This is a genomic window from Antarctobacter albus (assembly GCF_900101505.1).
Taxonomy (GTDB): domain Bacteria; phylum Pseudomonadota; class Alphaproteobacteria; order Rhodobacterales; family Rhodobacteraceae; genus Antarctobacter; species Antarctobacter albus.
The window spans coordinates 17,194-39,966 of the sequence record NZ_FMZI01000001.1 but is presented as its reverse complement, the minus strand read 5'-3'; the positions used below and the strand labels follow the sequence as shown (position 1 = coordinate 39,966).

Annotated in this window: 27 protein-coding genes; 21 read left to right on the top strand and 6 right to left on the bottom strand. The window is 66.2% G+C overall.

Annotated features, from left to right (window positions below; translation table 11 throughout):
- Positions 1 to 178: 178 nt before the first annotated feature.
- From BLQ71_RS00220 to BLQ71_RS00170, 12 genes are all read left to right on the top strand, one after another.
- Positions 179 to 1,237: a hemin-degrading factor gene (locus tag BLQ71_RS00220; protein ID WP_074620304.1), complete on the top strand. Its 1,059-nt coding sequence runs from the start codon at positions 179 to 181 to the stop codon at positions 1,235 to 1,237.
- On the top strand, positions 1,234 to 2,133 hold the full coding sequence (locus BLQ71_RS00215; RefSeq protein ID WP_074620303.1) for a heme/hemin ABC transporter substrate-binding protein: 900 nt from the start codon (positions 1,234 to 1,236) through the stop codon (positions 2,131 to 2,133). Before BLQ71_RS00220 ends, BLQ71_RS00215 begins: the two co-directional genes overlap by 4 nt.
- A gap of 4 nt (positions 2,134 to 2,137) precedes the next feature.
- Positions 2,138 to 3,205 carry a FecCD family ABC transporter permease gene (locus BLQ71_RS00210; RefSeq protein ID WP_074620302.1) on the top strand — a complete coding sequence of 356 codons (1,068 nt, stop codon included), beginning with the start codon at positions 2,138 to 2,140 and terminating at the stop codon, positions 3,203 to 3,205.
- The gene (locus BLQ71_RS00205; protein ID WP_074620301.1) at positions 3,202 to 3,984 is read left to right on the top strand and encodes a heme ABC transporter ATP-binding protein; all 783 of its coding nucleotides are present in this window, start codon (positions 3,202 to 3,204) and stop codon (positions 3,982 to 3,984) included. Before BLQ71_RS00210 ends, BLQ71_RS00205 begins: the two co-directional genes overlap by 4 nt.
- A gap of 10 nt (positions 3,985 to 3,994) precedes the next feature.
- Positions 3,995 to 4,738: a ChaN family lipoprotein gene (locus tag BLQ71_RS00200; RefSeq protein WP_074620300.1), complete on the top strand. Its 744-nt coding sequence runs from the start codon at positions 3,995 to 3,997 to the stop codon at positions 4,736 to 4,738.
- Between the two features lie 12 nt (positions 4,739 to 4,750).
- Entirely contained in the window at positions 4,751 to 5,074 is a 324-nt protein-coding gene (gene hmuQ, locus BLQ71_RS00195; RefSeq protein WP_074620299.1) for a heme-degrading protein HmuQ, read from the top strand.
- Positions 5,071 to 5,238, top strand: coding sequence for a hypothetical protein (locus BLQ71_RS26235; RefSeq protein WP_157923272.1), 168 nt, complete (start codon positions 5,071 to 5,073; stop codon positions 5,236 to 5,238). Before hmuQ ends, BLQ71_RS26235 begins: the two co-directional genes overlap by 4 nt.
- Before the next feature lie 116 nt (positions 5,239 to 5,354).
- Entirely contained in the window at positions 5,355 to 5,783 is a 429-nt protein-coding gene (locus BLQ71_RS00190) for a hypothetical protein (protein WP_074620298.1), read from the top strand.
- Entirely contained in the window at positions 5,780 to 6,436 is a 657-nt protein-coding gene (locus tag BLQ71_RS00185) for a MotA/TolQ/ExbB proton channel family protein (protein ID WP_074620297.1), read from the top strand. The genes BLQ71_RS00190 and BLQ71_RS00185 overlap by 4 nt, the downstream gene beginning before the upstream one ends.
- Positions 6,429 to 6,815, top strand: coding sequence for a biopolymer transporter ExbD (locus BLQ71_RS00180; RefSeq protein ID WP_074620296.1), 387 nt, complete (start codon positions 6,429 to 6,431; stop codon positions 6,813 to 6,815). Before BLQ71_RS00185 ends, BLQ71_RS00180 begins: the two co-directional genes overlap by 8 nt.
- Positions 6,812 to 7,198 (top strand): ExbD/TolR family protein, encoded by a 387-nt coding sequence (locus tag BLQ71_RS00175; RefSeq protein WP_074620295.1) that lies wholly within the window; start codon positions 6,812 to 6,814, stop codon positions 7,196 to 7,198. Before BLQ71_RS00180 ends, BLQ71_RS00175 begins: the two co-directional genes overlap by 4 nt.
- The gene (locus BLQ71_RS00170) at positions 7,195 to 8,289 is read left to right on the top strand and encodes a TonB family protein (RefSeq protein ID WP_074620294.1); all 1,095 of its coding nucleotides are present in this window, start codon (positions 7,195 to 7,197) and stop codon (positions 8,287 to 8,289) included. Before BLQ71_RS00175 ends, BLQ71_RS00170 begins: the two co-directional genes overlap by 4 nt.
- A gap of 4 nt (positions 8,290 to 8,293) precedes the next feature.
- Here BLQ71_RS00170 and BLQ71_RS00165 read toward each other — a convergent pair whose 3' ends face one another.
- From BLQ71_RS00165 to BLQ71_RS00145, 5 genes are read right to left on the bottom strand one after another with little or no spacing between them, the layout of a single operon-like run.
- Positions 8,294 to 9,040 (bottom strand): amino acid ABC transporter ATP-binding protein, encoded by a 747-nt coding sequence (locus BLQ71_RS00165; RefSeq protein ID WP_043139939.1) that lies wholly within the window; start codon positions 9,038 to 9,040, stop codon positions 8,294 to 8,296.
- A gap of 11 nt (positions 9,041 to 9,051) precedes the next feature.
- Positions 9,052 to 9,690, bottom strand: a complete 639-nt coding sequence (locus BLQ71_RS00160) for a pyridoxamine 5'-phosphate oxidase family protein (RefSeq protein ID WP_074620293.1) — start codon at positions 9,688 to 9,690, stop codon at positions 9,052 to 9,054.
- Positions 9,691 to 9,697: 7 nt separating this feature from the next.
- Positions 9,698 to 10,567, bottom strand: coding sequence for an amino acid ABC transporter permease (locus tag BLQ71_RS00155; RefSeq protein ID WP_229754817.1), 870 nt, complete (start codon positions 10,565 to 10,567; stop codon positions 9,698 to 9,700).
- Positions 10,557 to 11,309, bottom strand: a complete 753-nt coding sequence (locus tag BLQ71_RS00150) for an amino acid ABC transporter permease (protein ID WP_074620292.1) — start codon at positions 11,307 to 11,309, stop codon at positions 10,557 to 10,559. The genes BLQ71_RS00155 and BLQ71_RS00150 overlap by 11 nt, the downstream gene beginning before the upstream one ends.
- Before the next feature lies 1 nt (position 11,310).
- The gene (locus BLQ71_RS00145) at positions 11,311 to 12,150 is read right to left on the bottom strand and encodes a transporter substrate-binding domain-containing protein (protein ID WP_074620291.1); all 840 of its coding nucleotides are present in this window, start codon (positions 12,148 to 12,150) and stop codon (positions 11,311 to 11,313) included.
- Positions 12,151 to 12,820: 670 nt separating this feature from the next.
- Between BLQ71_RS00145 and BLQ71_RS00140 the strand changes: the two genes are divergently transcribed.
- Genes BLQ71_RS00140 through BLQ71_RS00120 form a run of 5 tightly spaced genes read left to right on the top strand, consistent with a single transcriptional unit; the run spans position 12,821 to position 19,005 of the window.
- Positions 12,821 to 13,639 carry a creatininase family protein gene (locus tag BLQ71_RS00140; protein WP_074620290.1) on the top strand — a complete coding sequence of 273 codons (819 nt, stop codon included), beginning with the start codon at positions 12,821 to 12,823 and terminating at the stop codon, positions 13,637 to 13,639.
- Between the two features lies 1 nt (position 13,640).
- Complete coding sequence (locus BLQ71_RS00135; RefSeq protein WP_074620289.1) at positions 13,641 to 15,224, top strand: CocE/NonD family hydrolase; 1,584 nt, start codon at positions 13,641 to 13,643, stop codon at positions 15,222 to 15,224.
- Complete coding sequence (locus BLQ71_RS00130) at positions 15,217 to 16,245, top strand: ABC transporter ATP-binding protein (RefSeq protein ID WP_074620288.1); 1,029 nt, start codon at positions 15,217 to 15,219, stop codon at positions 16,243 to 16,245. Before BLQ71_RS00135 ends, BLQ71_RS00130 begins: the two co-directional genes overlap by 8 nt.
- A 34-nt stretch (positions 16,246 to 16,279) precedes the next feature.
- On the top strand, positions 16,280 to 17,320 hold the full coding sequence (locus tag BLQ71_RS00125; protein ID WP_074620287.1) for an ABC transporter substrate-binding protein: 1,041 nt from the start codon (positions 16,280 to 16,282) through the stop codon (positions 17,318 to 17,320).
- The gene (locus BLQ71_RS00120) at positions 17,317 to 19,005 is read left to right on the top strand and encodes an ABC transporter permease subunit (RefSeq protein WP_074620286.1); all 1,689 of its coding nucleotides are present in this window, start codon (positions 17,317 to 17,319) and stop codon (positions 19,003 to 19,005) included. The genes BLQ71_RS00125 and BLQ71_RS00120 overlap by 4 nt, the downstream gene beginning before the upstream one ends.
- Before the next feature lie 17 nt (positions 19,006 to 19,022).
- On the opposite strand, the gene BLQ71_RS00115 is transcribed toward BLQ71_RS00120, so the two are convergent.
- Positions 19,023 to 19,964 carry a LysR family transcriptional regulator gene (locus tag BLQ71_RS00115; RefSeq protein WP_198543994.1) on the bottom strand — a complete coding sequence of 314 codons (942 nt, stop codon included), beginning with the start codon at positions 19,962 to 19,964 and terminating at the stop codon, positions 19,023 to 19,025.
- A gap of 60 nt (positions 19,965 to 20,024) precedes the next feature.
- On the opposite strand from BLQ71_RS00115, the gene BLQ71_RS00110 reads away from it, so the two are divergent.
- Genes BLQ71_RS00110 through BLQ71_RS00095 form a run of 4 tightly spaced genes read left to right on the top strand, consistent with a single transcriptional unit; the run spans position 20,025 to position 22,768 of the window.
- The gene (locus BLQ71_RS00110) at positions 20,025 to 20,450 is read left to right on the top strand and encodes a cupin domain-containing protein (protein WP_043139959.1); all 426 of its coding nucleotides are present in this window, start codon (positions 20,025 to 20,027) and stop codon (positions 20,448 to 20,450) included.
- Between the two features lies 1 nt (position 20,451).
- Entirely contained in the window at positions 20,452 to 21,243 is a 792-nt protein-coding gene (locus BLQ71_RS00105) for a cysteine hydrolase family protein (RefSeq protein ID WP_074620285.1), read from the top strand.
- Entirely contained in the window at positions 21,240 to 21,629 is a 390-nt protein-coding gene (hpxZ, locus tag BLQ71_RS00100; protein ID WP_175459213.1) for an oxalurate catabolism protein HpxZ, read from the top strand. Before BLQ71_RS00105 ends, hpxZ begins: the two co-directional genes overlap by 4 nt.
- The gene (locus BLQ71_RS00095; RefSeq protein WP_074620284.1) at positions 21,629 to 22,768 is read left to right on the top strand and encodes an amidase; all 1,140 of its coding nucleotides are present in this window, start codon (positions 21,629 to 21,631) and stop codon (positions 22,766 to 22,768) included. The genes hpxZ and BLQ71_RS00095 overlap by 1 nt, the downstream gene beginning before the upstream one ends.
- Positions 22,769 to 22,773: the final 5 nt, after the last annotated feature.

The window sequence follows — 22,773 nt, the reverse complement described above, 5'->3', positions numbered from 1 at the left end:
ATTTAGGTGCCGTGGCTTGCGAAGGCTGGCGCGGGCGAATTGTTGCCTGGGCGATAAATCTTATCGTGACGGGTTGCAGCCTTAGGATATTCAGACTAAAATAGTCAAGTAATTAACGTAAGCCACGCGGGGCAGCAGTCCGGCGAAGCCAGCAGACTTTCCCTGACCCGAGGACGTCATGACCGAGCAGCTTACGCCGTCACCACAACAGATCCGTGCCGCCAAGGCGGACAACCCCAGGATGCGCGCGCGCGATCTTGCCACGCAGCTGGGCATCGCCGAGGCCCAGCTTGCCGCGGCCCGTGTCGGTGACGGTACAACCCGCATCGACGCCCACCCCGACCGGATCATGCCGGGCGCAGAGCGCCTGGGCGAGGTCATGGCCCTGACCCGGGTCGAGGGCTGCGTGCACGAAAAGGTCGGGACCTATGCCAACTATCATCCCGGAGAACATGCCGCGATGGTGCTGGCCGAGGACATCGACCTACGCATCTTCCCCTCGCATTGGGTGCATGCCTACGCGGTCGAAACGCCCGGCCAGGACGGCGCCGCCCCGCGCCGGTCGTTGCAGGTCTTCGATGCGGCGGGCGACGCGATCCACAAGATCCACCTGCGCGAGACCTCGAACCATGACGCATGGGCCGGTCTGGTGTCCGAATTGGCGCTGCCCGACCAGGCTCCGGGCCAGGCGGTGGCGCCCCGCACACCCGTCGAGGCGGCGAAATCGCGTCCCGACAAGCTGGAGATCCTGCGCGAGGAATGGGCGCGGCTGACCGACACGCACCAGTTCCTGCTGCTGTGTTCCAAGCTCAAGATGAACCGTCTTGGCGCCTACCGGATAGCGGGTGCGCCCTTTGTGCGCGCGCTGGCGCCAGAGGCGGTCAACGCCATGCTGGAGGCGGTGCGCGACGCCGGGGTCGAAGTGATGATCTTTGTCGGCAACCGGGGCTGCATCCAGATCCATTCCGGCCCGATCAAGACCCTTCACCCGATGGGTCCCTGGCAGAACGTCATGGACCCCGGATTCAACCTGCACCTGCGGCTGGACAAGGTGGCCGAGGTCTGGGCCGTGGAAAAACCCACGCAGCGCGGGCCCGCCATCTCTGTCGAGGCCTTCGACGCCGATGGCGCCCTGATCTTCCAGGTCTTCGGCGTCGGCAAGGAAGGCCGTGACTCGCGGCCCGACTGGGGCCGGATCGTCGCGGCGCTGCCCGCACGCGAAGAGGTTCCGGCATGAGATTCTGCAAATCTTCCAATGGCCTGGCCATATTCACCAGCCTTGCGACCGCCATGTTCGGCGGGCTTGTGGCGCTGACCGTTTCCGCCCAGCAACCTGCCCCCGCCCACCCGCAGGCGGATGTCCTGTCGATCGGTGGCGCAGTGACGGAAATCGTGGTGGCCCTGGGTCAGCAGCACCGCTTGCTGGCCCGCGACACCACCTCGACCTACCCCCCGGCAGTGACCAACCTGCCGGACGTGGGGTACATGCGCGCGCTGTCTCCCGAGGGCGTGCTCTCGGTCGGCCCGAGCCTGATCCTGTCAGAGGAAGGCGCCGGACCGCCCGAGGCCCTGGAGGTGATCCGCGCAGCCGACGTGGCCTATGTCGAGGTGCCCGACGCATTGGACGCCGCCGGCATCCTCTCCAAGATCGAGATCATCGGCAGCGCCCTGGGCGTGCCGGACCGGGCCACGGAACTGGCCGCAGAGGTCGGCGCGGCACTGGATACGGCGCAGGCTCGCGCCGACATCCCCGCTGAGGATCGCAAGCGCGTGCTCTTTGTCCTGTCCACAGATGGCGGCAAGATCAACGCCTCGGGCACCGGCACGGCGGCGGATGCGATCATCCGCATGGCCGGCGGCGTGAACGCCGTCGACGATTTCACCGGCTACAAGCACCTGACCGACGAGGCCGTGGGCATCTCGGCCCCCGACGTGATCCTGATGATGGACCGCAGCGGCGACCATGCGGCGGCGGACGACGAGCTGTTCGACATGCCCGCCATCCGCCTGACCCCGGCGGCGGAGACCCGGTCCGTGGTGCGCATGGACGGGCTGTTGATGCTTGGTTTCGGCCCGCGCACGGCAGAGGCGGTCGAGGCGCTGAACGCGGCACTTTACGGGACGCCGGGCTGATCCGATGACCGCGATCACGGACCCTCTTGTCCCGCCGCGCGACCGGCTGTCCCGCGCTCGCGCGCTGCACTGGATGCTGGCCGCATTCCTGCTGCTCTGCGCGCTGGCCAGCCTGCAGGTTGGCGCCGCCGATGTGACCCTGACCGCCCTGCTGGGCAAACTGGTCAGCGGCGAGGCCCTGAGCCAGATGGAACGGGTTGTCCTCTTTGACATCCGCCTGCCACGCCTGACGATGGGTATCCTTGTGGGTGCCGCGCTGGCCGTGTCCGGCGCGGCCATGCAGGGGCTGTTCCGCAACCCTCTGGCCGATCCCGGCATTGTCGGCGTGGGCGCAGGCGCCGGGCTGGGCGCAATCCTGGCCATCGTCTTGGGCGCCTTGCTGCCCGCGTGGATGCAGGAGCTGACCGGCAACCATCTGACGCCCTTCGCCGCTTTCCTTGGCGGCTGGGGGTCGACCCTGCTGCTTTATCGCGTGTCCACCCGCCACGGGCGCACCTCTGTCGCGACAATGCTGCTGGCAGGCATCGCGCTGGGGGCATTGGCCGGGGCGCTCTCGGGCATCCTGGTCTATATCGCCGATGACCGGCAGTTGCGCGACCTGACATTCTGGGGGCTGGGGTCGCTCGCCGGGGCAAGCTGGGCCAAGGTGTTCGCGGCAGGGCCTTTGATCCTGCTGTCCATCGGCGCGGCCCTGATGCTGGGGCGCGGGCTGAACGCGCTGGCGCTGGGAGAGGCGACCGCCGCCCATATCGGCATCAACGTCCAGCGCATGAAGAACATCGCCATCCTTGCCGTGGCGGGTGCCGCCGGCGCCGCGGTCGCCGTCTCGGGCGGCATCGGATTCATCGGGATCGTGGTGCCACACCTTCTGCGGCTGCGGTCCGGCCCGGATCACCGCACGCTCTTGCTGAATTCGGCGCTTCTGGGGGCCAGCCTGCTGATCCTGGCGGATGTGATCGCCCGCGTCATCATCGCCCCCGCCGAACTGCCCATCGGGATCGTCACCGCCGTTCTGGGCGCGCCGGTCTTTCTGTGGATCCTGCTGAAACGACGGGGGATGGTCGAAACATGACACTGGAGGCACAGGAAATCCGGGTCCGCTATGGCCGCCGCGAGGCGCTGCGCGGCGTCAGCCTGACCGCAGAGCCGGGCGAGGTCACGGCCATCGTCGGCCCCAACGGGTCGGGCAAATCCACCCTGCTGGGTGCGATCGACGGCACCCTGCCGCACCGGGGCCACGTACGCCTGAACGGGCAGGACGTCTCGGGGCAGCCCGCCTGGAAACTGGCCGCCACCCGCGCCGTCCTGCCGCAAGCCTCTCGCCTGGCCTTTCCCTTTACGGTGATCGAGGTCGTGCGCATCGGGTTGCAGGCGGGCACGGCGGGCGACCGGCCAGAGGTGCCGATGCAGGCGCTGGCCCGCGTCGGGCTGGCGCATTACGCCGACCGGCTGTTCCAGGATCTCTCGGGCGGAGAGGCACAGCGCGTCATGCTGGCGCGAGTGCTGGCACAGGTCTGGGCGCCGGTCGAGGACGGCGCGCCCCGGTGGCTCCTGCTGGACGAACCGGTCTCCAGCCTCGACATCGCGCACCAGTTGCAGGTGATGGAGATCGCGCGGGATTTTGCGCGCGGCGGTGGCGGGGTCCTGGCCGTCATGCATGACCTGAACCTGACCGCGCTATTCGCCGACCGGATCGCCGTCCTCGCCGAGGGGCGGCGCGTGGCCTTCGGCCCCCCTGCCGACGTCCTGACCGACGACACCCTGTCGCGCGCCTACGGTTGTGCGCTGCGCGTCTCTGCCCCGCCGCCGGCGGACATTCCCTTTATCCTGCCGCACGCAGCATCCGCCTGAAAGGTCACCCATGCGCCTTGCCGCCCTCATATTCTGCCTTGCCACGCCCGCGCTCGCCGATCCCGATATCGTCATCCTCGGAGAGGTCCACGACAATCCCGACGCGCACATCGGGCAGGCGCGAGCACTGGAAACCTTGCAGCCCACCGCCGTGGTCTTTGAGATGCTGACACCCGACGACGCACGCCGCGCCGATCAGGACCGCGACCAGATCCCCGCGATCTGGGGCAATTCTGGCTGGCCGGACTACGCGCTGTACGCCCCGATCTTCGACGCCCTGGGCGCGGCGCGCATCGTCGGCGCTGCAGCACCGCGCGAGAACGTGCGTGCGGTCTATGGCGATGGCGCCGCCGCGCTCTTTGGCAGCGATGCGCCAAGGTTCGGCCTGGATGCCCCCTTGCCCGGGGCACAGCAGACCCAACGCGAAGAGATGCAGTTCGAGGCCCATTGCCGGGCCATGCCGCGCGAGATGATGGCGGGCATGGTCGAGGTCCAGCGCTACCGTGACGCCGTCTTTGCCCGCGCCGCGCTGGAGGCGCTGGACCGCTACGGCCCGCCCGTCGCGGTGATCGCGGGCAATGGTCATGCCCGCACCGACTGGGGCGTTCCCGCCATGATCGCCCGAGCCGCGCCAGAGGTGACGACCCATGCAACGGGCTTTGTCGAAGGCCCGACCGACATGCCCTTCGACACGGTCACCATCGTCCCCCCGGCAGAGCGTGACGATCCCTGCGCCAGCCTGAAAACAAACTGAGGGGAGACCGCCATGTACCTGGCAATGAACCGTTTTACCGTCCTGCTCGAGAACGCGGCCGAGTTCGAGGATCTCTGGCTGTCGCGCGAAAGCCACCTCCGCGACATGGCGGGATTTGTCGCCTTCGACATGCTGCGCGGCCCCGAGGAAGACGGCAGGATCCTCTATGCCTCGCACACCGTCTGGGAAACCGAGGTGCATTTCCGCGCCTGGACCGGCAGCGAGGAATTCCGTGCCGCCCACGCCCGCGCCGGCCAGAGCCGCAAGCTGCACGAAGGTGCGCCCCGGTTCGAGGGCTTCACCTCCATCCAGAGCATCGAGGCCCGGGCGGCATGAGCGCCCCCTGCCAGGATCAGGACGACCGTTTCCGCACGGTCTGCTGGCGCGAGATTCTGCAATCCGGCACGGATCCGTCTGACAGCACGGGTCTGGCGCTGGAACAATTGATCGACCTGCAGCGGGCGACGGGACCGGCGCCCGATCCGCGCCGCCCTCAATAGCCAATTCTTTCTGTCAGGTATTGCCTGACAGGACCCCGCCTGCTAGGCACATGATTAACCAGCCCGGGTGTCCAGCCCCAGCCAGACACGAAAACCCACCGATGGGGGCTGGTTTGATGAACCTTCCGTCCTTTGACATTCCGGCGCTCTGCGCCCTTGCCATCACCCTTGCGGCACCCGCGCAGGCAGAAACCGTGCAGGGTGCGCATGTCTCGCTGGAACTCAACGCGCTGGAGCCGGTCGACGGCGCCTGTCGCATCAGCTTCCTGATCCAGAACGGCCACACCAACGACATCGCGCAGGCCGTCTACGAGGCGGTTCTGTTCGACACCGAGGGCCGCGTGGATCGTATGACCCTGTTCGATTTCGGGGATCTTCCCGCCGCCCGCCCCCGCGTGCGCCAGTTCCTTGTTTCCGGCCTGGCCTGTTCCGACCTGGGCCGCCTTCTGATCAACGGCGCCGAGACCTGCGAGGCCGACAGTGCCGACGCCTGCACGCAGGACCTGGACCTGCGCAGCCGCACGGACGTGGAGATCATCGGATGATCGAGACTTTGCGAGACGCCCTGCAACGGATCTTTGACCTTGGCGGCCCGGTCGTCATCCTGCTGGGTGCGCTGTCGATCGTCGTCTCGGCGGTCGTGCTTTACAAGTTCTGGCAGTTCACCACCGCGGGCGTCGGGCGCCACCGCGCCCTGCGCGAGGCAATCGAGGCCTGGGACATGGGCAACCGTCTGGCCGCGCGCCGCCACCTGGACCTGTCGCGCAGCTATTTGCGCCCGGTGGTGGCGATGGCGCTGGACGGCCAGGGCGATGCCGACCGGCTGGAAGCCGAGGCGGAAGCGCGATTTGCGCGGCTGGAATCCGGGCTTCGCCTGCTGGATTCCATCGCGCAACTGGCGCCGCTTCTGGGGCTTTTCGGCACGGTTCTGGGCATGATCTCGGCCTTTCAGGCCCTGCAGGAGGCCGGGGCGCAGGTCGATCCCTCGATCCTCGCGGGCGGCATCTGGGTCGCTCTGCTGACCACCGCCGTGGGGCTGGCCGTCGCCATGCCCACCGCGCTGGTGCTGAGCTGGTTCGAAGGCCGCATGGATGCCGAACGAGTGCTGGCGCAAAAGGCCCTGCGCACGATCCTGGCCCCCGCCGGCCAGGCCCAGACCTTTGCCCCTGCAGCGACCGCAGCGCCGGCCCATGCGTAGGCGTCACCGGCGGCGAAAGCTGTCGATGACCTCGCTCATCGACGTGATCTTTCTTCTGCTGCTGTTCTTCATGCTTTCCTCGACCTTTTCGCGCTTTGCCGAGGTCGAACTGGCTGCGGGCGGCGCCGGGACTGGCGCCGCCTCCAACCTGCGCCCGGTGTTCCTGCGGCTGGCGCCGGACGGGCTGAGCCTCAACGGCACCCCGCATGAGTTCACGGCTTTGCCCAAAGCGCTGCGCCAGCATCAAACCGACACGGAAACCGACCTGCCCGTCATCGTCGCCCTGCAGGGCGAGGTCACAGCCCAGCGCCTGACCGACCTGCTGGTGGCAATCCGCGCCCTGCCCGGCCTCAAACTCACGGTACTGGAGGCCTCATGAGAGCGCGCCGCCAGAAAACCGAACGTGAACCGACCATCGCGTTGATCAACATCGTCTTCCTGATGCTGATCTTCTTTCTTGTGGCGGGGACACTGGCCCGCCCGCTGGACAAGGATCTGACGCTGGTGCGCACGGCGGATCTGGACACCGCCGCGCCCGCCGATGCGCTGGTGATCCACGCGGACGGACGCATGACATGGCGCGGCGCCTCGCAGGACAGTGCCGCCAGCTTCATGACCCAGCTGCCTGCAGAGGCGCGCGCCCGGCTGCGCGTGATTCCCGACCGGGATCTGAACGCCGCCGATCTGGTCCGGATCGGTCGGGCGCTGCGCGGGGCTGGCGCCGAAAAAATTGTCATTGTCACCGAGAAGGCCGTGGAATGATCGTCTCGTCCCGACTTGCCAAATCCTCCGCCGTGTCGCTGGCGCTGCTGGCCCACGGCGCCGTGGCGCTGACCCTTGCCAGCCCCGAAGACCCCCGGACCGAAGGCGCCTCGGGCGGGGCCGAGGTGCGGCTTGGGTCGTCATTCGCCGACATGGCCGCTGGCCGGGTGCAACCCGAGCCGGCAAAGACCCCGGCAGAAGGCGCCGAACCGGAGCAACTGACACCCGAGCGGGCCAAGGATCCTGTGGAGCAGGCAAAACCGGACGAAACCGCACCTGACCGGACGAGGGATAGCGCCGACCGCCCCGCCCCGGAAAAAGCGGCACCGGAACGGCCCAGGGACAGGGCCGAGACCGCGCGCCCCGATCCCACGCCGCCGGAACCGATGGCCCGCCGTCTGGCTGCGGTCGACCCGGCACAGAAGGACACCGGCCCGCGCCTGGTGTCGCAGAAACCCGATACTCCCGAAACGCAGGACCTTGCCGCCTTGGCCCCCGCGCCGGAACGGGTCACACCGGAACGGCCAGACCCCGCGCCCGCGATCAAACCCGTCGCACCGGACAGCGCCCCCACGACGGCACGGGTGACCGGCGAAGCACCGAAGAGCGCGGCAGTCTCCCGTTCGCTGCGACCGAAGATGCGCACGCCGGAATTCGAGGCCGCGAACAAGCCAGCCCCCAAACCCAGGCCGGTGGCCAAGCCAAGGGCGAAACCCGCACCGCAGGGCGGCGGCGCCGCGCGCAACGCCCGCGCCGGCAACCCCACCGGAAACGACGCGGCCAAGGCGCGCAACTCAGGCAACAACGGTCGCAAGGCCGCGCCCGGCAACGCGGCGGCCAGCAATTATCCCGGGCTTGTCATGCGCAAGCTGTCCCGCGCCGGACGGCCGCGCGTGAATGCACGCGGCACCGCCGTCGTCGCCTTTTCGATTTCCTCGGGCGGCGGCCTGGCCTCTCTCTCGCTGGCGCGCAGTTCCGGGTCTTCGGCGCTGGATCGCGCGGCCCTGGGCGTGGTGCGCAGCGCGGCCCCCTTCCCGCAGCCGCCCAACGGCGCAAGGCGCAGCTTCTCGATCCAGATCCAGGGACGCTGAACCGCTACAGGATCTGGCTGAGGAATTCCTTGGTGCGCGGGTCCTTTGCCTCGGCAAAGAAGGTGGCGGGCGGCCCGTGTTCCACGATCACGCCCCGGTCGGTGAAATAGATGTGGTCCGCCACCTCGCGGGCAAAGCCCATTTCATGCGTGACAAGGATGCAGGTCATCCCCTCTGCGGCGAGGTCCTTGATCGTGACCAGCACTTCCTTGACCGTCTCGGGGTCCAGCGCCGCCGTCACCTCGTCGAACAGCATCACGTCGGGCCGCATCGCAAGGCTGCGTGCGATGGCCACGCGCTGCTGCTGGCCGCCTGACAGCTCTCCGGGGTAATTGTCCTCTTTCCCCTCCAGCCGCACCTTCTTGATCAACGAGCGCGCCCGGTCCTCGACCGTCTTGGGATCTTCCTTGAGCACCTTCAACGGCGCCATCATGACGTTTTCCAGCGCCGTCTTGTGCGGGAACAGGTTGTACTGCTGGAACACCATGCCGACCTTCTTGCGCAGCGCCAGCTTGTCCAGTTTCGGGTCGCTGACCTCCTGCCCCTCGACGGTGATCGACCCGCCCTGGATGTCGTTCAGCGCGTTGATGCAGCGGATCAGGGTGGATTTGCCCGATCCCGAAGGCCCGATGATGCAGATCACCTCGCCCTTCATCACGTCCAGGCTGACGCCCTTCAGCACCTCGAAGTCGCCAAAACTCTTGTGCACGTCCTTGAGGGACACGATGGGCAAATCGGGGGTCCAGCTCATGCCTGTCTCTCCTAGTAGAGGCGGTTCTTGGCGTCGTCGGCGATGATCTGCGCCATCTCGTCGACGTCCGCGACCAGCTTTTTCTCGACCAGCTTGCCGTGGGCGACCATCGCCTCGGCAAGGCTGGGCACGTCCGAGGTGTCCGGCCAGTGATCGGGCTGCCACATCCGCGAGCGGATCATGCATTTCGCGCAATGCAGATAGGCCTCTTCGACCGTCAGCAGCAGGACGAATTGCGCCGGGCGCCCGTTGACGGCCAGCCGTTCACACAGGTCGGGGTCACGTGTCAGCCGCGCCTTGCCCGCAACCCGAAGCGTGTCGTTGTGGCCGGGGATCAGGAAGATCAGCGCGGCCTCGGGGCTGTGCAGCACGTTCTCGAAACTGTCGAAACGCTTGTTCCCCAGCCGGTCCGGCAGCGCCAGCGTCTTGTCATCCAGCACGGCCACGAATCCCGCCGGATCGCCCTTTGGGGAAAGATCCAGCAGCCCGTCCGCCCCCCGGGTCGCCAGCAGGACAAAGGGCGATGCCGCGATGAACCGCGCGCAGAGCGGGTCGATATGGTCGATGACCTTGCCGGCGGGCCGCTCACCCGCCTCGCCGGTAATGGCGCGCAGGTCTTCGCGGGTGGCGATGGCGTGGAGATCGGACATGGCAGCCTCAGAGTTTCACGGAATAGCGCCGTTCCAGCGCGATGGTCAGCCGGGCGATCGGGTAGCAATAGGCAAAGAACAGCACCAGCGCGTAACCATAGAAGGGCATCAGCAGCTCGGGGTGGTTGTTCTCGGCCTCCATCGCCTGGCGGGAAAAGGTGATGATCTCGCCCACGCCCAGGAGCGAACAAAGCGGCGTCGCCATTGTCAGGATCGCGTACCAGTTCATCCAGGGCGGGATCATCCGCTTGAAACACTGCGGCAGGATGATCTGCCACAGGGTCTGCGTGCGGGTGAAGGACAGGCTTTCCGCGGCCTCCCACTGGGCCGAAGGCACGGAGTTGACCGCACCGCGCACGATCTCGGAGATATTGGCCATGACCGGCAGGCTCAGCCCGATCACCGCCTTGACCCAGGCCGGGATCGGGATGGTCAGGCCGAAAACATTGATCTCGAACGGGAAAGCCAGCAGCACCACGAAGAGCAGCACCAGCCAGGGCGAATTTCGGAACAGCTGCGTGATTGACCAGGAAATCCCGCGCGTCACCTTGTTGCGCGACACCTGCGCCAGGCCCAGCGCCGCGCCCAGAGTCGTGCCGATCAACATGGCAAACAGCGAGATCAACACGTTGAACAGGAACCCCTGGAAGGTCAGGAAGGGGATCCAGCGCCAGAGCGCGACAAAGGCATCCGCCGTGCCGAAACTGGCCGATTGCGCAAAGGCCGCCGCAGGCCAGAGCGCCAGCAGGACAAGAAAGCTCCACGGCGGCAGACTGCCCAGCCAGCGCACCAGGAACATCTCGTCGTATTGGTGTCCACGCAGGACATAGGGTTTCATGACCGGCAGGTCGGTCTGCCCGTGCAGCCTACTGTCCATAGCCGGGGATCCTCATCTTGCGTTCCCAACGGTTCATGCCCATCACGAGGATGCCGACCAGCAGGATATAGGTCACGAATAGCAACAGCATCGTGGGGTTCTGCGCCGAGGGGAAATCGTTCCAGACCGACACGCTTTCATACAGCAGTTCCGGCACGGCGATGGCATAGGCCTGCGTCGTCGTCTTGACCAGGTTCACCAGATTGTTGTTCAGCGACGGGATCGACACCCTCAGTGCCAGCGGAAAGACCACCTCGCGGTAGGTCTGCGTGCGCGTCATGCCCAGGCTCTCCGCCGCCTCGACAGTGGAGTCAGGCACCGCCTCGATGCCTGCGCGGAAGATTTCCACGTTGAAGGCGCCCGCGAAAAAGGACAGCGAGATGATCGCCCAGCCGACATTGGAGATGATCGGCACCTCCAGCCAGCCGTCCGGGCTGTAGGACGGCGTGAACTGGCCCAGCGCAAAGTAGAAGAACAAGAGCTGCACCAGCGGCGGCGTGTTGCGGAAGAACTGGATATAGCCCTGCACCACGCCGCGCAGCACGCGGTTCTGGGCGCCCTGCGCCCAGGCGCCGAAAACGCCAATGATGACCGAGAGCAGCACGCAGGCAATGCTTAGCTGAATGGTCATCCACAGGCCGGACAGAATCCGCCCGGCCTGTTTCTCGTCATAGAGCCAGATGAAGTTCCACCGCGCATGCTCGGCGGCGAGTTCGCGAAAGAACTCCTCGAATCCGTTCATGTTATTCCGGCATCGGCGTCGTCTGCTGGATCAGCTCCTGCTGCTTGGCCAGGAAGGCGGTGGGCTTGATACCCCACTTTTCTTCCAGCTCGACCAGAGTACCGTCGAGGTGCCATTGGTATTGCATGCCTTTCATGAAGGCCCCGAAGACGCAATTTTCCTCGGACTTGGGCACGGCCAGCGCCCAGGGGCTGTCATCCTCAGAGGGCAGCGGCATTTCGAAATCGTCCCAGTTTCCGCTGGCGATATCCGACCCAATCGAGCTGTCGTCGTAGACGAAGGCCACGCATTTCTTGTCGCGCAGCGCCTGCTTGGCCTCGGCAGTGCCGGAGAAGGCCACGACCTCGACGTCATAGCGGTCCTCGACGATCTGGTTGTAGAAGGCGCCCTGGATGCCGCAGACCGGTTTGCCGGTCAGGTCGCTCCACTCGGTAAAGCCCAGTTGCTTGGGCGCCATGACGTTAGTGCCCGAGGTGTAGTAGTTGGGGCCGACGATGCCCACCAGTTCGCGCCGGTCGGGGCGGTCGGTCATGGTGGCGATCATCAGGTCGATCTGCCCCTGTTCAAGAAACTGCATCCGGTTCGAGCTGACAACGGCCACCAGTTCAAGATCGACGCCCATCGTGTCGGCGATCATCTGGGCCATGTCCGGCTCCATGCCGATGATGGACCCGTCGGTGCCGCGGTAGCCCCAGGGCTTGTAATCGGCCTTGACCCCCACGGTGAGCGTGCCGCTCTCCATGATCTTTTTCCATGTGTCGTTGGTGCATTCCTGTGCCGCCAGGCTCAGCGGGGCCAGCGCGGTCGACGTCACAAGTGCCGTTGTGATAAATCGTTTCATGAGTTTCTCCCTTGTTGTCGAACAGTTTTTTTGACGATCGTTCACTGCCGACACTTTGGCACAGCCTACGGGAGAGTCAAAAAGGTTCGGGCCGGGGACTTTGGTTTTCCGAAAAGTGGCAAGGTTCGCCCAACTCTGCGGCACAGTCCGATGAGCGCGTTTCGCCTCCGCGCGCCCTATCTGCAAACTGCGCTTGTCATCCCGCCGCGGTCATCGGGACACGCCCCGGTCGCGCCTTGATTTTATGCAATTCCGCTGTTTGCGCCCATCTATTCGGCACCGCAGCATTCCCCCTGCGGCGCCCCTCCTGCGCGATAACCGGACTGAACCCGCAGCACCCGGTTGCTGAACGGCGCAATCCACGCCTGCGCCTCGACCGGAGAGGGGCCAGCCTGACACGGACGGTCCGCCCCCTGTCCGAGGTCCGCAGTCCCTTGCAAAACATGCGAATATTGCGATCAGGACAGCCGGGATGCATCCCCGGCCAAGGCCGGCTAGGCTGCCGAGGCACTGTCACCCGGACGCCGTTTAACCTCGACATCCATGGGGCCACCTCCGCCAACCGTTGCCATTTTGGCAACGCAAACCTCTAATTTCGCCGCTTTTACTGCATCAAAAACCGCGACAACAGTCAGGTGAATCACTCGAACACCTGACGGAGACGGCGCAGATGAAGCTCAAATCGAACTGGTGGTGGGACCTCTCCACCAAGGATTTTTCCGAACTGGACATGAGCAAGGTCGTCGCCGTTTTGCCCACGGCCGCGGTGGAACAGCACGGCCCCCACCTGCCCGTCCGCGTCGACAGCGCCATCAATGCCGGCATCATGGAGCGCGTCGCCCAGCGCATCCCGGACGACCTGCACGCCCTGATCCTGCCGATGCAGGCGGTGGGCAAATCGGTCGAACACCTGGAATTCCCCGGCACCCTGACGCACAGCTACGAGACCCTCGCCCGGGTCTGGTTCGAGATCGGCGAAAGCGTCGCGCGCACCGGCTGCCGCAAGCTGGTCTTTGCTAACTGGCACGGCGGCCAACCCCAGGTGATGGAAATCGTCTGCCGCGAGTTGCGGGTCAAGCTGGGCATGTTCGCGGTCAGCGCCAATGCCTCGGCGGACCTCGATGTCTCGGACCTCTTCGACGGACAAGAGATGAAGCACGGCATTCACGGCGGCGAATTCGAAACCTCGCTGCTGCTGGAACTTCACCCCGAGCTGGTGGACATGGACCTGGCCGAGGATTTCGAACCGCACTCCGTCGAGATGGAAAAGGCGGGCGGTATTCTGACCCCCGAAGGCCGCATCGGTTTCGGCTGGCAGACGCAGGACCTGCATCCTTCCGGTGCATGCGGCAATGCAGCCGCCGCCGATGCGAAACGCGGCCGGATCGCGCTGGACCGTGCCGCCGACCGGTTCGTCGCGCTGTTGAAGGAGGTCCGGGATTTCCCAATCGAACGCGTGACGCAGAAAACCATGTTCAACGATGCGTGACATGGTGGACAGCCCTCGACGGTCCCTCCTGCCGGTGCAGGCCCCTGTCCGGCAGGAGCTGCGCCTGAAGGACGGAACCCGGCTGGTCGCCGACACGTGGCGACCGGACACGCAGGACACCCTGCCGGTCCTGCTGATGCGCCAGCCCTATGGCCGCGCCATCGCCTCGACCGTCACACTGGCCCATCCCGCATGGTACGCGGCGCGCGGCTATATCGTCGCCGTCCAGGACGTGCGCGGCACCGGCGACTCCGAGGGCGATTTCGATGCCCTGGTCAACGAGGCGGCGGACGGCGCCGAGACCCTCGACTGGGCGCGCGACCTGCCGGGGTCGAACGGCAAGGTCGGTACATACGGATTCTCCTACCAGGGCACCACGCAGTTCCAGATGCTGGCCGACGGCGCGCGGCCCGACGCAATGGCCGTCTCGATGGCATCGTGGTCGCCCTTGACCGACTGGCTCTCCGAGGGCGGATTGTTCCGCTGCCGCATGTCGGCCTCCTGGGCGGCGCAGATGGCCCGGTTGAAGGCCCGCCGGATGGGTGATCCAGTCGCGCTGGCGGCCTTGGCGCCGGAGCGGGGTTGGCAGGCGCATTTCGACTTTCTCATGTCACGCCCGGACCTGTCGCATCTTTCCCGCTGGGCCAAGGGCCAGCCGGGGGCAGACCCCGCTGCCGACCTGGCCCCGCCCCCCGCCGTGCCCCTGATCCAGACCGCCGGGACCGCCGATTTCTTCCTTCGGGGCACGCTGGCCGCCGACAGGGCCTTTCGCGCGGTCTCACCTGACACCACGCATCTTGTCCTTGGTCCCTGGGGACACATCGGCTGGAACCGCTCCGCCGGCGCGGCGCGGCTGGCCCCTGGGGCGGAATTCTCTGTCGACCGGGCGCAGCTCGCCTTTTTCGATCACTACCTCAAGGACCACGGCCCACGGCCCGCCGCCATCACCGCCTATGATGCGGGCAAGGACAGCTGGCATAACACCGACACGCTCGAAGGGTCCGGCGCAAAGGTCTATCACCTTGCGTCAGACGGCCTTGCCGCGCAGATGGTGACGGATGGCCGCCTGACGACAGCCCCCGCGACGCCGGGGACAGACATGCTGGTCCTCGACCCCACCCGGCAGGCGCCGCTCTGTGGGGGCGCCTTCACCGGTCCGGTCGATCTTGGCCCTCTGCACGACCGGTCCGACGTGGCCTGCTATACTACCGCCCCCATGACCGCATGCGTGCAGTTGCGCGACCGGGTCGAGGCCGAGATCGCTCTGGACGTCGATGGCCCCCATCCCGGGCTGGCGGCCACGCTGGCGGTCGTCGACCGGCAAGGCACCGCCACGGCACTGGCCACGACCGTCGTGCGCCTGAAAGGCGGGACGCTGCGCCTGGTGTTCGAAGGCCTCTTTCACAGCCTGCACCCCGGACAGTCCCTGCGCCTGTCCCTGCAGGCCGCCCCCCTGCCCGACTTCCAGCCCTATCCGGCCACCACGCTGGCCGATCCAGGCGTGCGTGCCACGACCATCGCCATCCACCACGACGCCAGCCGGCTACTCGTCTTTACCGCAGATCAGGAAACACCCCATGCGTGACCGCAACTATCTCATTCTTGACGCGATTACCGCCATGTACGGAGACACTGTCGCGGTCGACCAGCTGACGCTGGAAATCGCACGCGGCGAGCTTTTGTCCCTGCTTGGCCCCTCGGGCTGCGGCAAGACCACGACGCTGCGCATGATCGCCGGTTTCATCCAGCCCTCCTCCGGGCACATCATGGTGAACGGGCAGGACATCACGCGCCTGCCCCCGCACAAGCGCAACATCGGCGTGGTCTTCCAGGCCTATGCTCTGTTCCCGCACCTCTCGGCACTGGAAAACGTGGGCTTCGGCCTGCGGATGCGCAACATCCCCAAGGCCCAGCGACAGGAACGCGCCCGTGCGGCGTTGGACACCGTGGGCCTCGGGGCCTTTGCCGACCGCCTGCCCGGCAATCTCTCCGGCGGCCAGCAACAGCGCGTCGCCCTGGCCCGCGCGCTGGTGATCGAACCCGAGGTCCTGCTGCTGGACGAACCGCTGTCAAACCTCGACGCCAACCTGCGTTCGGAAATGCGCGACGAGATCCGCGCCCTGCAACAGCGCCTCGGCATCACCACCATCTTCGTCACCCACGACCAGCAAGAGGCGCTGTCGATGTCCGATCGCATCGCCGTCATGGACGGCGGGCTGATCTCGGAACTGGGCACCCCGGAACAGCTGTGCGATGCGCCGACGTCGGCCTTCACGGCCAAGTTCCTGGGCGCGCGCACGGTGCTGAACGGCAGCGTCGACAACGGCGTGTTCCAGACCAAGGGCGTGCGCTGCGAAGGCGCGCCGGACGGCGCGACCAAGATGGTGCTCCGCGCCTCGCGCCTGCGCCTTGGCGACGCCCCGACCGGGCCGCTGTCCCTGTCGGGCACCGTCACCTCGGTCAACTACCTGGGCGAGACCTTCGAGATCGACCTTGCCTCGGCCAGCGGACCGGTCCGGCTGACCATTCCCTCGGACCTGACCGCCCCGCCCGCGGGCGCGACCGCCTCTGTCGAGGCCCTGCCCGGCGCCGTGACCTTCATCTGAACGACCCAACCACCAACCAACAGGAGTGACTAACATGGCTATGAACCGCAGACAGTTTACCGGCCTGATGGCCGCGGGCCTCGCCGCCCCGGCGTCGATCATCCGCCCGGCCTACGCCCAGCCCAAACCCGGCGACGAACTGGTCGTCGGCATCTGGGGCGGCGCGCAGGAAAAGATCGTCAAGAAGCACATCGAACCCAAGCTGGTCGAGAAATACGGCTGCAAGGTGTCCTACGTCCTTGGCGGCACCGGCGAACGCCGCGCGCGCGCCTATGCGGAACGTGGCCGGCCCAGCTTTGACGTGCTGTACCTGAACATCTACGAAAGCCGCCAGGCCGTTGCCGATGGCGTCACCCAGCCCGCAAGCCCCGCGGTGCCGAACTACGAATACCTCTACCCGCTGGCCCGCAACGGCGGTTACGGCGTGGCCTTCAACCCCTGCACCATCGTCTACGACAAGACCGCCGCCTCGGCGCCGATCACCTCGTGGAAGGACATGTGGAACCCGGAATGGAAAGGCCGGATCGCCTGGCCGAACGGCCTGGGCGCCGAGGGCATCTCGGCCCTGATGATGACCGCCAAGGCCTGGGGCTACGGCATCGACGAGTTCGACAAGGTGGTCGAGAAGGTCAAGGAGCTGAAACCCTTTGCCGGCATCCAGGGCAGCCAGGCACAACTGTTCGACATGCTGGACCAGAACGTCGCCGACCTGTCGGTCGAGTTCGCCTCCTTCACCCGCATGTACGCCGAAAGCCGCAACCCGAACTGCGCCATCGCAGAGCCGATCGAGGGCCAGGCCGTGACGATGAACGTGGCCTGCATCACCGAGGGCACGCGCAACCAGAAGCTGGCCGAGGAATGGGTGAACCTCCACCTCAGCCCCGAGACCATGCTCGCCTACGCGAACGAGATCTACTACTCGCCCACGGTCAACAACGTCGAGATCCCGCCCGAGCTGCAGGGCAAGGTCATCACCGCCGGCAATGTCGACAGCCTTGTCGATTTCGACTGGGATTACATCAACGCCCACCGCTCCGAGTGGCAGGCGAAATACGACCGGGAGATCGCTGGATGAAACGTTGGATCGGTCCGGTTCTGTCCTTTCCCGTAACCGCATGGCTGCTTCTGGCCTTCGCGGCGCCGATGATCGTGGTCGTGCTGCTGTCGCTGCACGAATACCCCAGTCCTTTCGGCCCGGTGATCCAGAGCCCGTCCCTGGTACAATTCGTCAAGATCCTGACCGATCCATTCTATCTTTCGGTGATTGCCGAAACGGTGCTGCTCGGCCTGGCCGTGACCGCCATTTCGGCTCTTCTCGGATACCCCCTGGCCTACTGGCTGGCGCGCATGCCATCGAAATGGCGTGCGCTGTCCTTCGCGGTGATCCTCATTCCCCTGCTGACCAACGTGGTTGTCCGGTCGCTGGGGATCATGTTGCTGCTGTCGCCGCAGGGATTGATCAACACCTTCACGGGATGGTTCGGCATTCCGCCGGTGGAAACCATGCTGTTCAACCACGGGGCGGTCATCATCGCGCTGGCGCAGGTCTTCATGCCCTTCATGGTGCTGGCGCTCTATGACAACTTGCAGAACACCTCTCCACGCATCCACGAGGCCGCCGAAAGCCTGGGCGCCTCGCCGGGGATGCGCTTTCTGACCGTCGATTTCCCGATGTCGCTGCCCGGGTTGCGGTCGGGTGTGATCGTGGTCTTCCTGATGGCAACCACCTCTTACGTCTCTGCCACGCTGCTGGGCGGTGGCAAGGTCTGGACGATGGGGATGCTGGTCCTGAACGAGGCGATCAGCAACCTCAACGCAACGATGGCCTCGGCCCTGTCGCTGGTCATGACGACGGTCGGTCTGGGCTTCATCGCGCTGGCGACCCTCTGGCTCAACCGCTTCATGCGCTGGCGCCAGGGCGTGCCGTCCTCGCCGTGGACGATCCCCGCCTGGGTGGCGACCCTGGTCGACACCGTCGGGGCGCCGCTGCGCTACCTGCTGCTGTTCTGCTCGATCGGGCTGCTGATACTGCCGCTGGTGCTGGTCATGGTCCAGAGCTTCAACGACGTGCCGCTGGCCACCGCGGCCGGGTTCAAGGGTTTTACCCTGGAATGGTATCGCCGCGTCCTGATCGAGGGGGACTACACCTCCAACTTCGTGGTGTCGGTCAAGCTGGCCCTGGTCGCCGTGGCCATCGCGGTCGCGCTGGCCATGCCGGCGGCCTTTGCCCTGGCGCGCTATCCCTTCCGGATGCGGCCCGTTCTGCTGGCCTTCTGGATGCTGCCCCTGTCGCTGCCCGGCGTAGCCATCGCCGTCGGCATGCTGAAGCTGCTGCAGGTCTACCTGATCATCCCGCCCTTTGCCGGGTTGGTCTCGATCCACGTCGTCGTGATCCTGCCCTTCATCATCACCCTGCTCACCACCTCTGCCATGTCCCTCGACCGCTCGCTGGAAGAGGCCGCCGCCAGCCTGGGTGCGAACAAGATGCGTTGTTTCCTGCTGGTGACGCTGCCCGGCATGGCGCCGGGGATCTTCGCGGCGGCGCTGGTCGGCTTCCTGATGAGCTTTGGCGAGGTCACGGTGACCAGCTTCCTGACCACCGCCCGCCTGACGACACTGCCGGTCCGGATCTATTCCGAGGCAACCTTTGCGCTGGAACCAACGGCGCATGCGATCTCTGCCCTGCTGATCGTCGTCACCACGGTGGCGCTGGCGCTGCTGGGCAAGTTCGTGCGCCTCGACCGGCTCTATTCGAGGTGACGCCGATGGAACGTCTCTCAGCCCAGGGCGGCGCGGAAATGCTCTGCCAGGACACTGCCCAGCGCGGACGGGTTCCGGTCCGGCCCCAGCAGGATGAGCCGCTGCGTCTCGCGGGCGAATTCCTCGACCGGAACAAAGGCAAGCTGACCTGCGGCCACCTCCGTCTCGATGTCGAAGGGCGTCAGGAAGGTGATGCAGCCCCCCAGCCGTGTCAGGTGGCGCATCATCTCGATCGAGTTCGTCTCGATCAGGTCGCTGGGTCGTCCACCGGAACGGGCAAAGAGCTTTTCCAGGTGCGGGCGGATCACCATGCTCGTATCCGCGACCACCATCGTGTAGTCGGCGCATTCGTCCAGCCGGACGCTGGAACGGCCCGCAAAGGGATGGTCCGGCGGCACGACGACGCCCAGGTTGACCATCGCGACCGCCAGTTGCCGGACGTTGGGACGCGGTGGAAAGTCGAAGCCGATGGCAAGGTCCGAATGCCCCTCGGCCACGGCGGCGATCATCTCGTCCGGGTCGGTCATCAGCTGCAGACGCACCGCGACCTTGGGGTTGGCCTTGCGGAACTGCATCACCACACGCGGCACGATGTTCGAGGCAAGCCCGCTCATCAGCACGACCGAAACCTCGCCCCGGCGCAGCCCCTTGAGGTCCTCGATCAGGGCCAGGTTCCGGTCCATCTCGCGCAGGGTCTCACGGATGTGGACCAGCAGGATTTCCCCTGCCGCCGTCAGCGTCAGCGACCGGGGCGCCCGGTTGAAGATCGGCGTGCCCAGGTCATCCTCCAGCGACTTGATCTGCCGCGAGATCGCCGAGGCCGCGACGTTCAGCTTGTCCGCCGCCGCCCGGATCGACCCCTGTCGCGCCACCTCGTCCACATAGGTCAGAACCCTCGCGTGCATCCGTTTCTCCGTTGCCAATCCGTCATCGAAACTCGGGTTTTCGATGCCATTCATGGCACGTCCGCCCCCTCATCACCATCCCGCAAGACTGCGTACTGACAAGAGGTTCCCCAGATGATCAAATCCTTCTCACATGAACAGGTCGCCAAGGCCGAAGCCTGGAAGATCGCACCCTCGGACAGCAATTATTTCGTGATGCTCTTCGACCCCGCCAATGCGCCCACCGACAACATCTACGTCGTCGAGATCTTCACCAAGGGCGGCGCGACCCCGCCGAACAGCCATTCCAAGGCGCATGAGTTCTTTTACGTCATCGAGGGCGAGGGCTATGCCTCGTCCGATGGCGACCGCCTGCCCATCGCGAAAGGCGACGCGCTGCTGTTGAACCCCGGTTCCGTCCACGTCGTCGAGAACACCGGCGCGGGCAAGCTCTATACCCTGACGGTCATGACCCCGAACCAGGATTTCTCCGAGCTGATCCGGTCGGGAGAGCGGGTAGAGCTGGACGACGAAGACCTGCGCGTCCTGACAGAGGCCTGAAATGACGGATCTTTCCCCCGACACCCCCCTGCCCCTTGGTGCCACGCCGCGCAACGCATGGCATGTCAGCAAATCCAGCGTCGACATGACCCGCAGCCAGCCGCCGGTACGTCCCGTCACCCTGCGCGACCGCGACCGCACCGTCACCATCGACTTGTCGCGCACAGCGATCATCGTGATCGACATGCAGAACGACTTTTGCCACGGCGACGGCTGGCTGGCTCACCTTGGCGTCGACGTATCCCCCGCGCGGGCGCAGATCGCCCCGCTGCAGGCGCTGCTGCCTGAACTCAGGGCACAGGGCGTGCCGGTCATCTGGCTCAACTGGGGCAACCGGCCCGACCGCATGAACCTGCCGCCCTCGGTGCTGCATGTCTACGATCCCGACGGTCGGTCGACCGGCATCGGCAAGCCGCTGCCCTCGAACGGGTCGCATGTGCTGGAGGAAGGCAGCTGGGCCGCCGCCGTGGTCGATGAGTTGGCGCCGGAACCGGGCGACATCGCCGTGTCGAAATACCGGATGTCCGGGTTCCAGGACACCGAACTGGACAGCATCCTGCGCAACCTCAGCATCACCACCGTGCTGTTCGCGGGCGTCAACGCCGATCAATGCGTGCTGTGCACGCTGCAGGACGCCAATTTCCTCGGCTACGACGTCATCATGCTCGAGGACTGCTCGGGCACGACCTCGCCCGGATATTGCATGGATGCGACGCTTTACAACGTGCGACAGTGTTTCGGCTTTGTCGGAGACAGCAAGGACATCCTGAAAGCGATCGGAGACGGCGCATGACCGTGACGTTGAACCAGCCCGAGGCGCTGGCAGAGCTGACCGCCGCATGCGATCTCTACGAGACGGCGCTGATGGACAATGATCTGGAGGTCCTGGACGGGTTGTTCTGGGACAATCCAAACACGCTGCGATACGGCGTGGGCGAAAACCTCTACGGGATCGAGGAAATCCGCGCCTTCCGCAAGGGCCGCACCGGCGGATCGCCCCAACGTGAGGTCATCCGGCGCGAGATCACGACACTTGGCCCGGATGTCGGCATCTGCAACCTGCAGTTCCAGCGCGTCGGCTCGACCCGCATTGGCCGCCAGAGCCAGACCTGGGTTCGCACCGAAGACGGCTGGCGCGTGGTCGCGGCCCATGTCTCGCTGATGCAGGACGGATCGTGATGCATTTCAGCGCCCCTCCCTTCGTCTCGATCTTCGATCCGCCGCTGTCCGCGGGCAAGGGGCCACTGACGGGTCTGCGCCTTGCCGTGAAGGACAATTTCGACGTCACCGGGCATGTCACCGGCTGTGGCAACCCCGAATGGGCCGCGACGCATGAGGTGGCCGAAACGACCGCCCCCCTTGTCGCTCGGCTGCTGGACCTCGGGGCCGAGGCCATCGGAAAGACCCAGATGGACGAACTGGCCTATTCCCTGATGGGACAGAACGCGCGCTACGGCACCCCCGTGAACCCGATCACGCCGGACCGGATGCCCGGCGGTTCCTCGTCCGGTTCCGCCGTGGCGGTGGGCTCCGGTGCCGTCGAAATTGGGCTGGGGACGGATACCGGCGGGTCCGTGCGCCTGCCTTCGGCCTTTTGCGGTGTCCATGGCTGGCGCCCGACCCACGGCCTGTTGCCGGCAGAGGGCCTTGTGCCGCTGGCGCAGAGCTATGACGTGCCGGGCTTCTTGACGCGGGACGCGGAAACGCTTGCCTTGGTGGCGGAGCAGTTCGCACCGGCGGCCGCCCCCCTGGACGGCGCGTTCCTGTATCCCGAAGACCTCTGGCACTTGGCAGAGCCGGAGACTGCCGAGGCGCTGCTGCCCCCCGGCCAGGATCTTGGTCCCCCGCTGTTTTCCGATTGCCTGCGCACCCTGCTGCTGCCGACCTTCCGGATCTGCCAGGGAGCAGAGGTGGCCGCGAATTTCCGCGACTGGATCGCAGAGACCGCGCCGGCCTTCGGCCCCGGCATCCAACAGCGGTTCGAAGGCGCGCTTGCCCTGACGGTCGAAGAGATCGCGCAGGCGCGCAAGGACCGCGCCCGGATCGAGGACCACCTGGTCGCCAGTCTTGGAGAGCGGAACGTGATCGTCCTGCCCACGGTACCGGGTCCTGCCCCGCTGCTGTCCGTCAAGGGCGAAGAAATGGAAGACTACCGCAACCGCGCACTGACGCTGCTGTCCTTGGCGGGTCACGCCGGGCTGCCGCAGGTCAGCCTGCCGATGCGCACCCGCGCCGGGCTGCCTGTCGGTCTGTCGCTGGTCGGTCCGCGTGGCAGTGACCGGGCGCTGATTGCACTGGCGCGCCAGATGCAGGCGTGACCGCG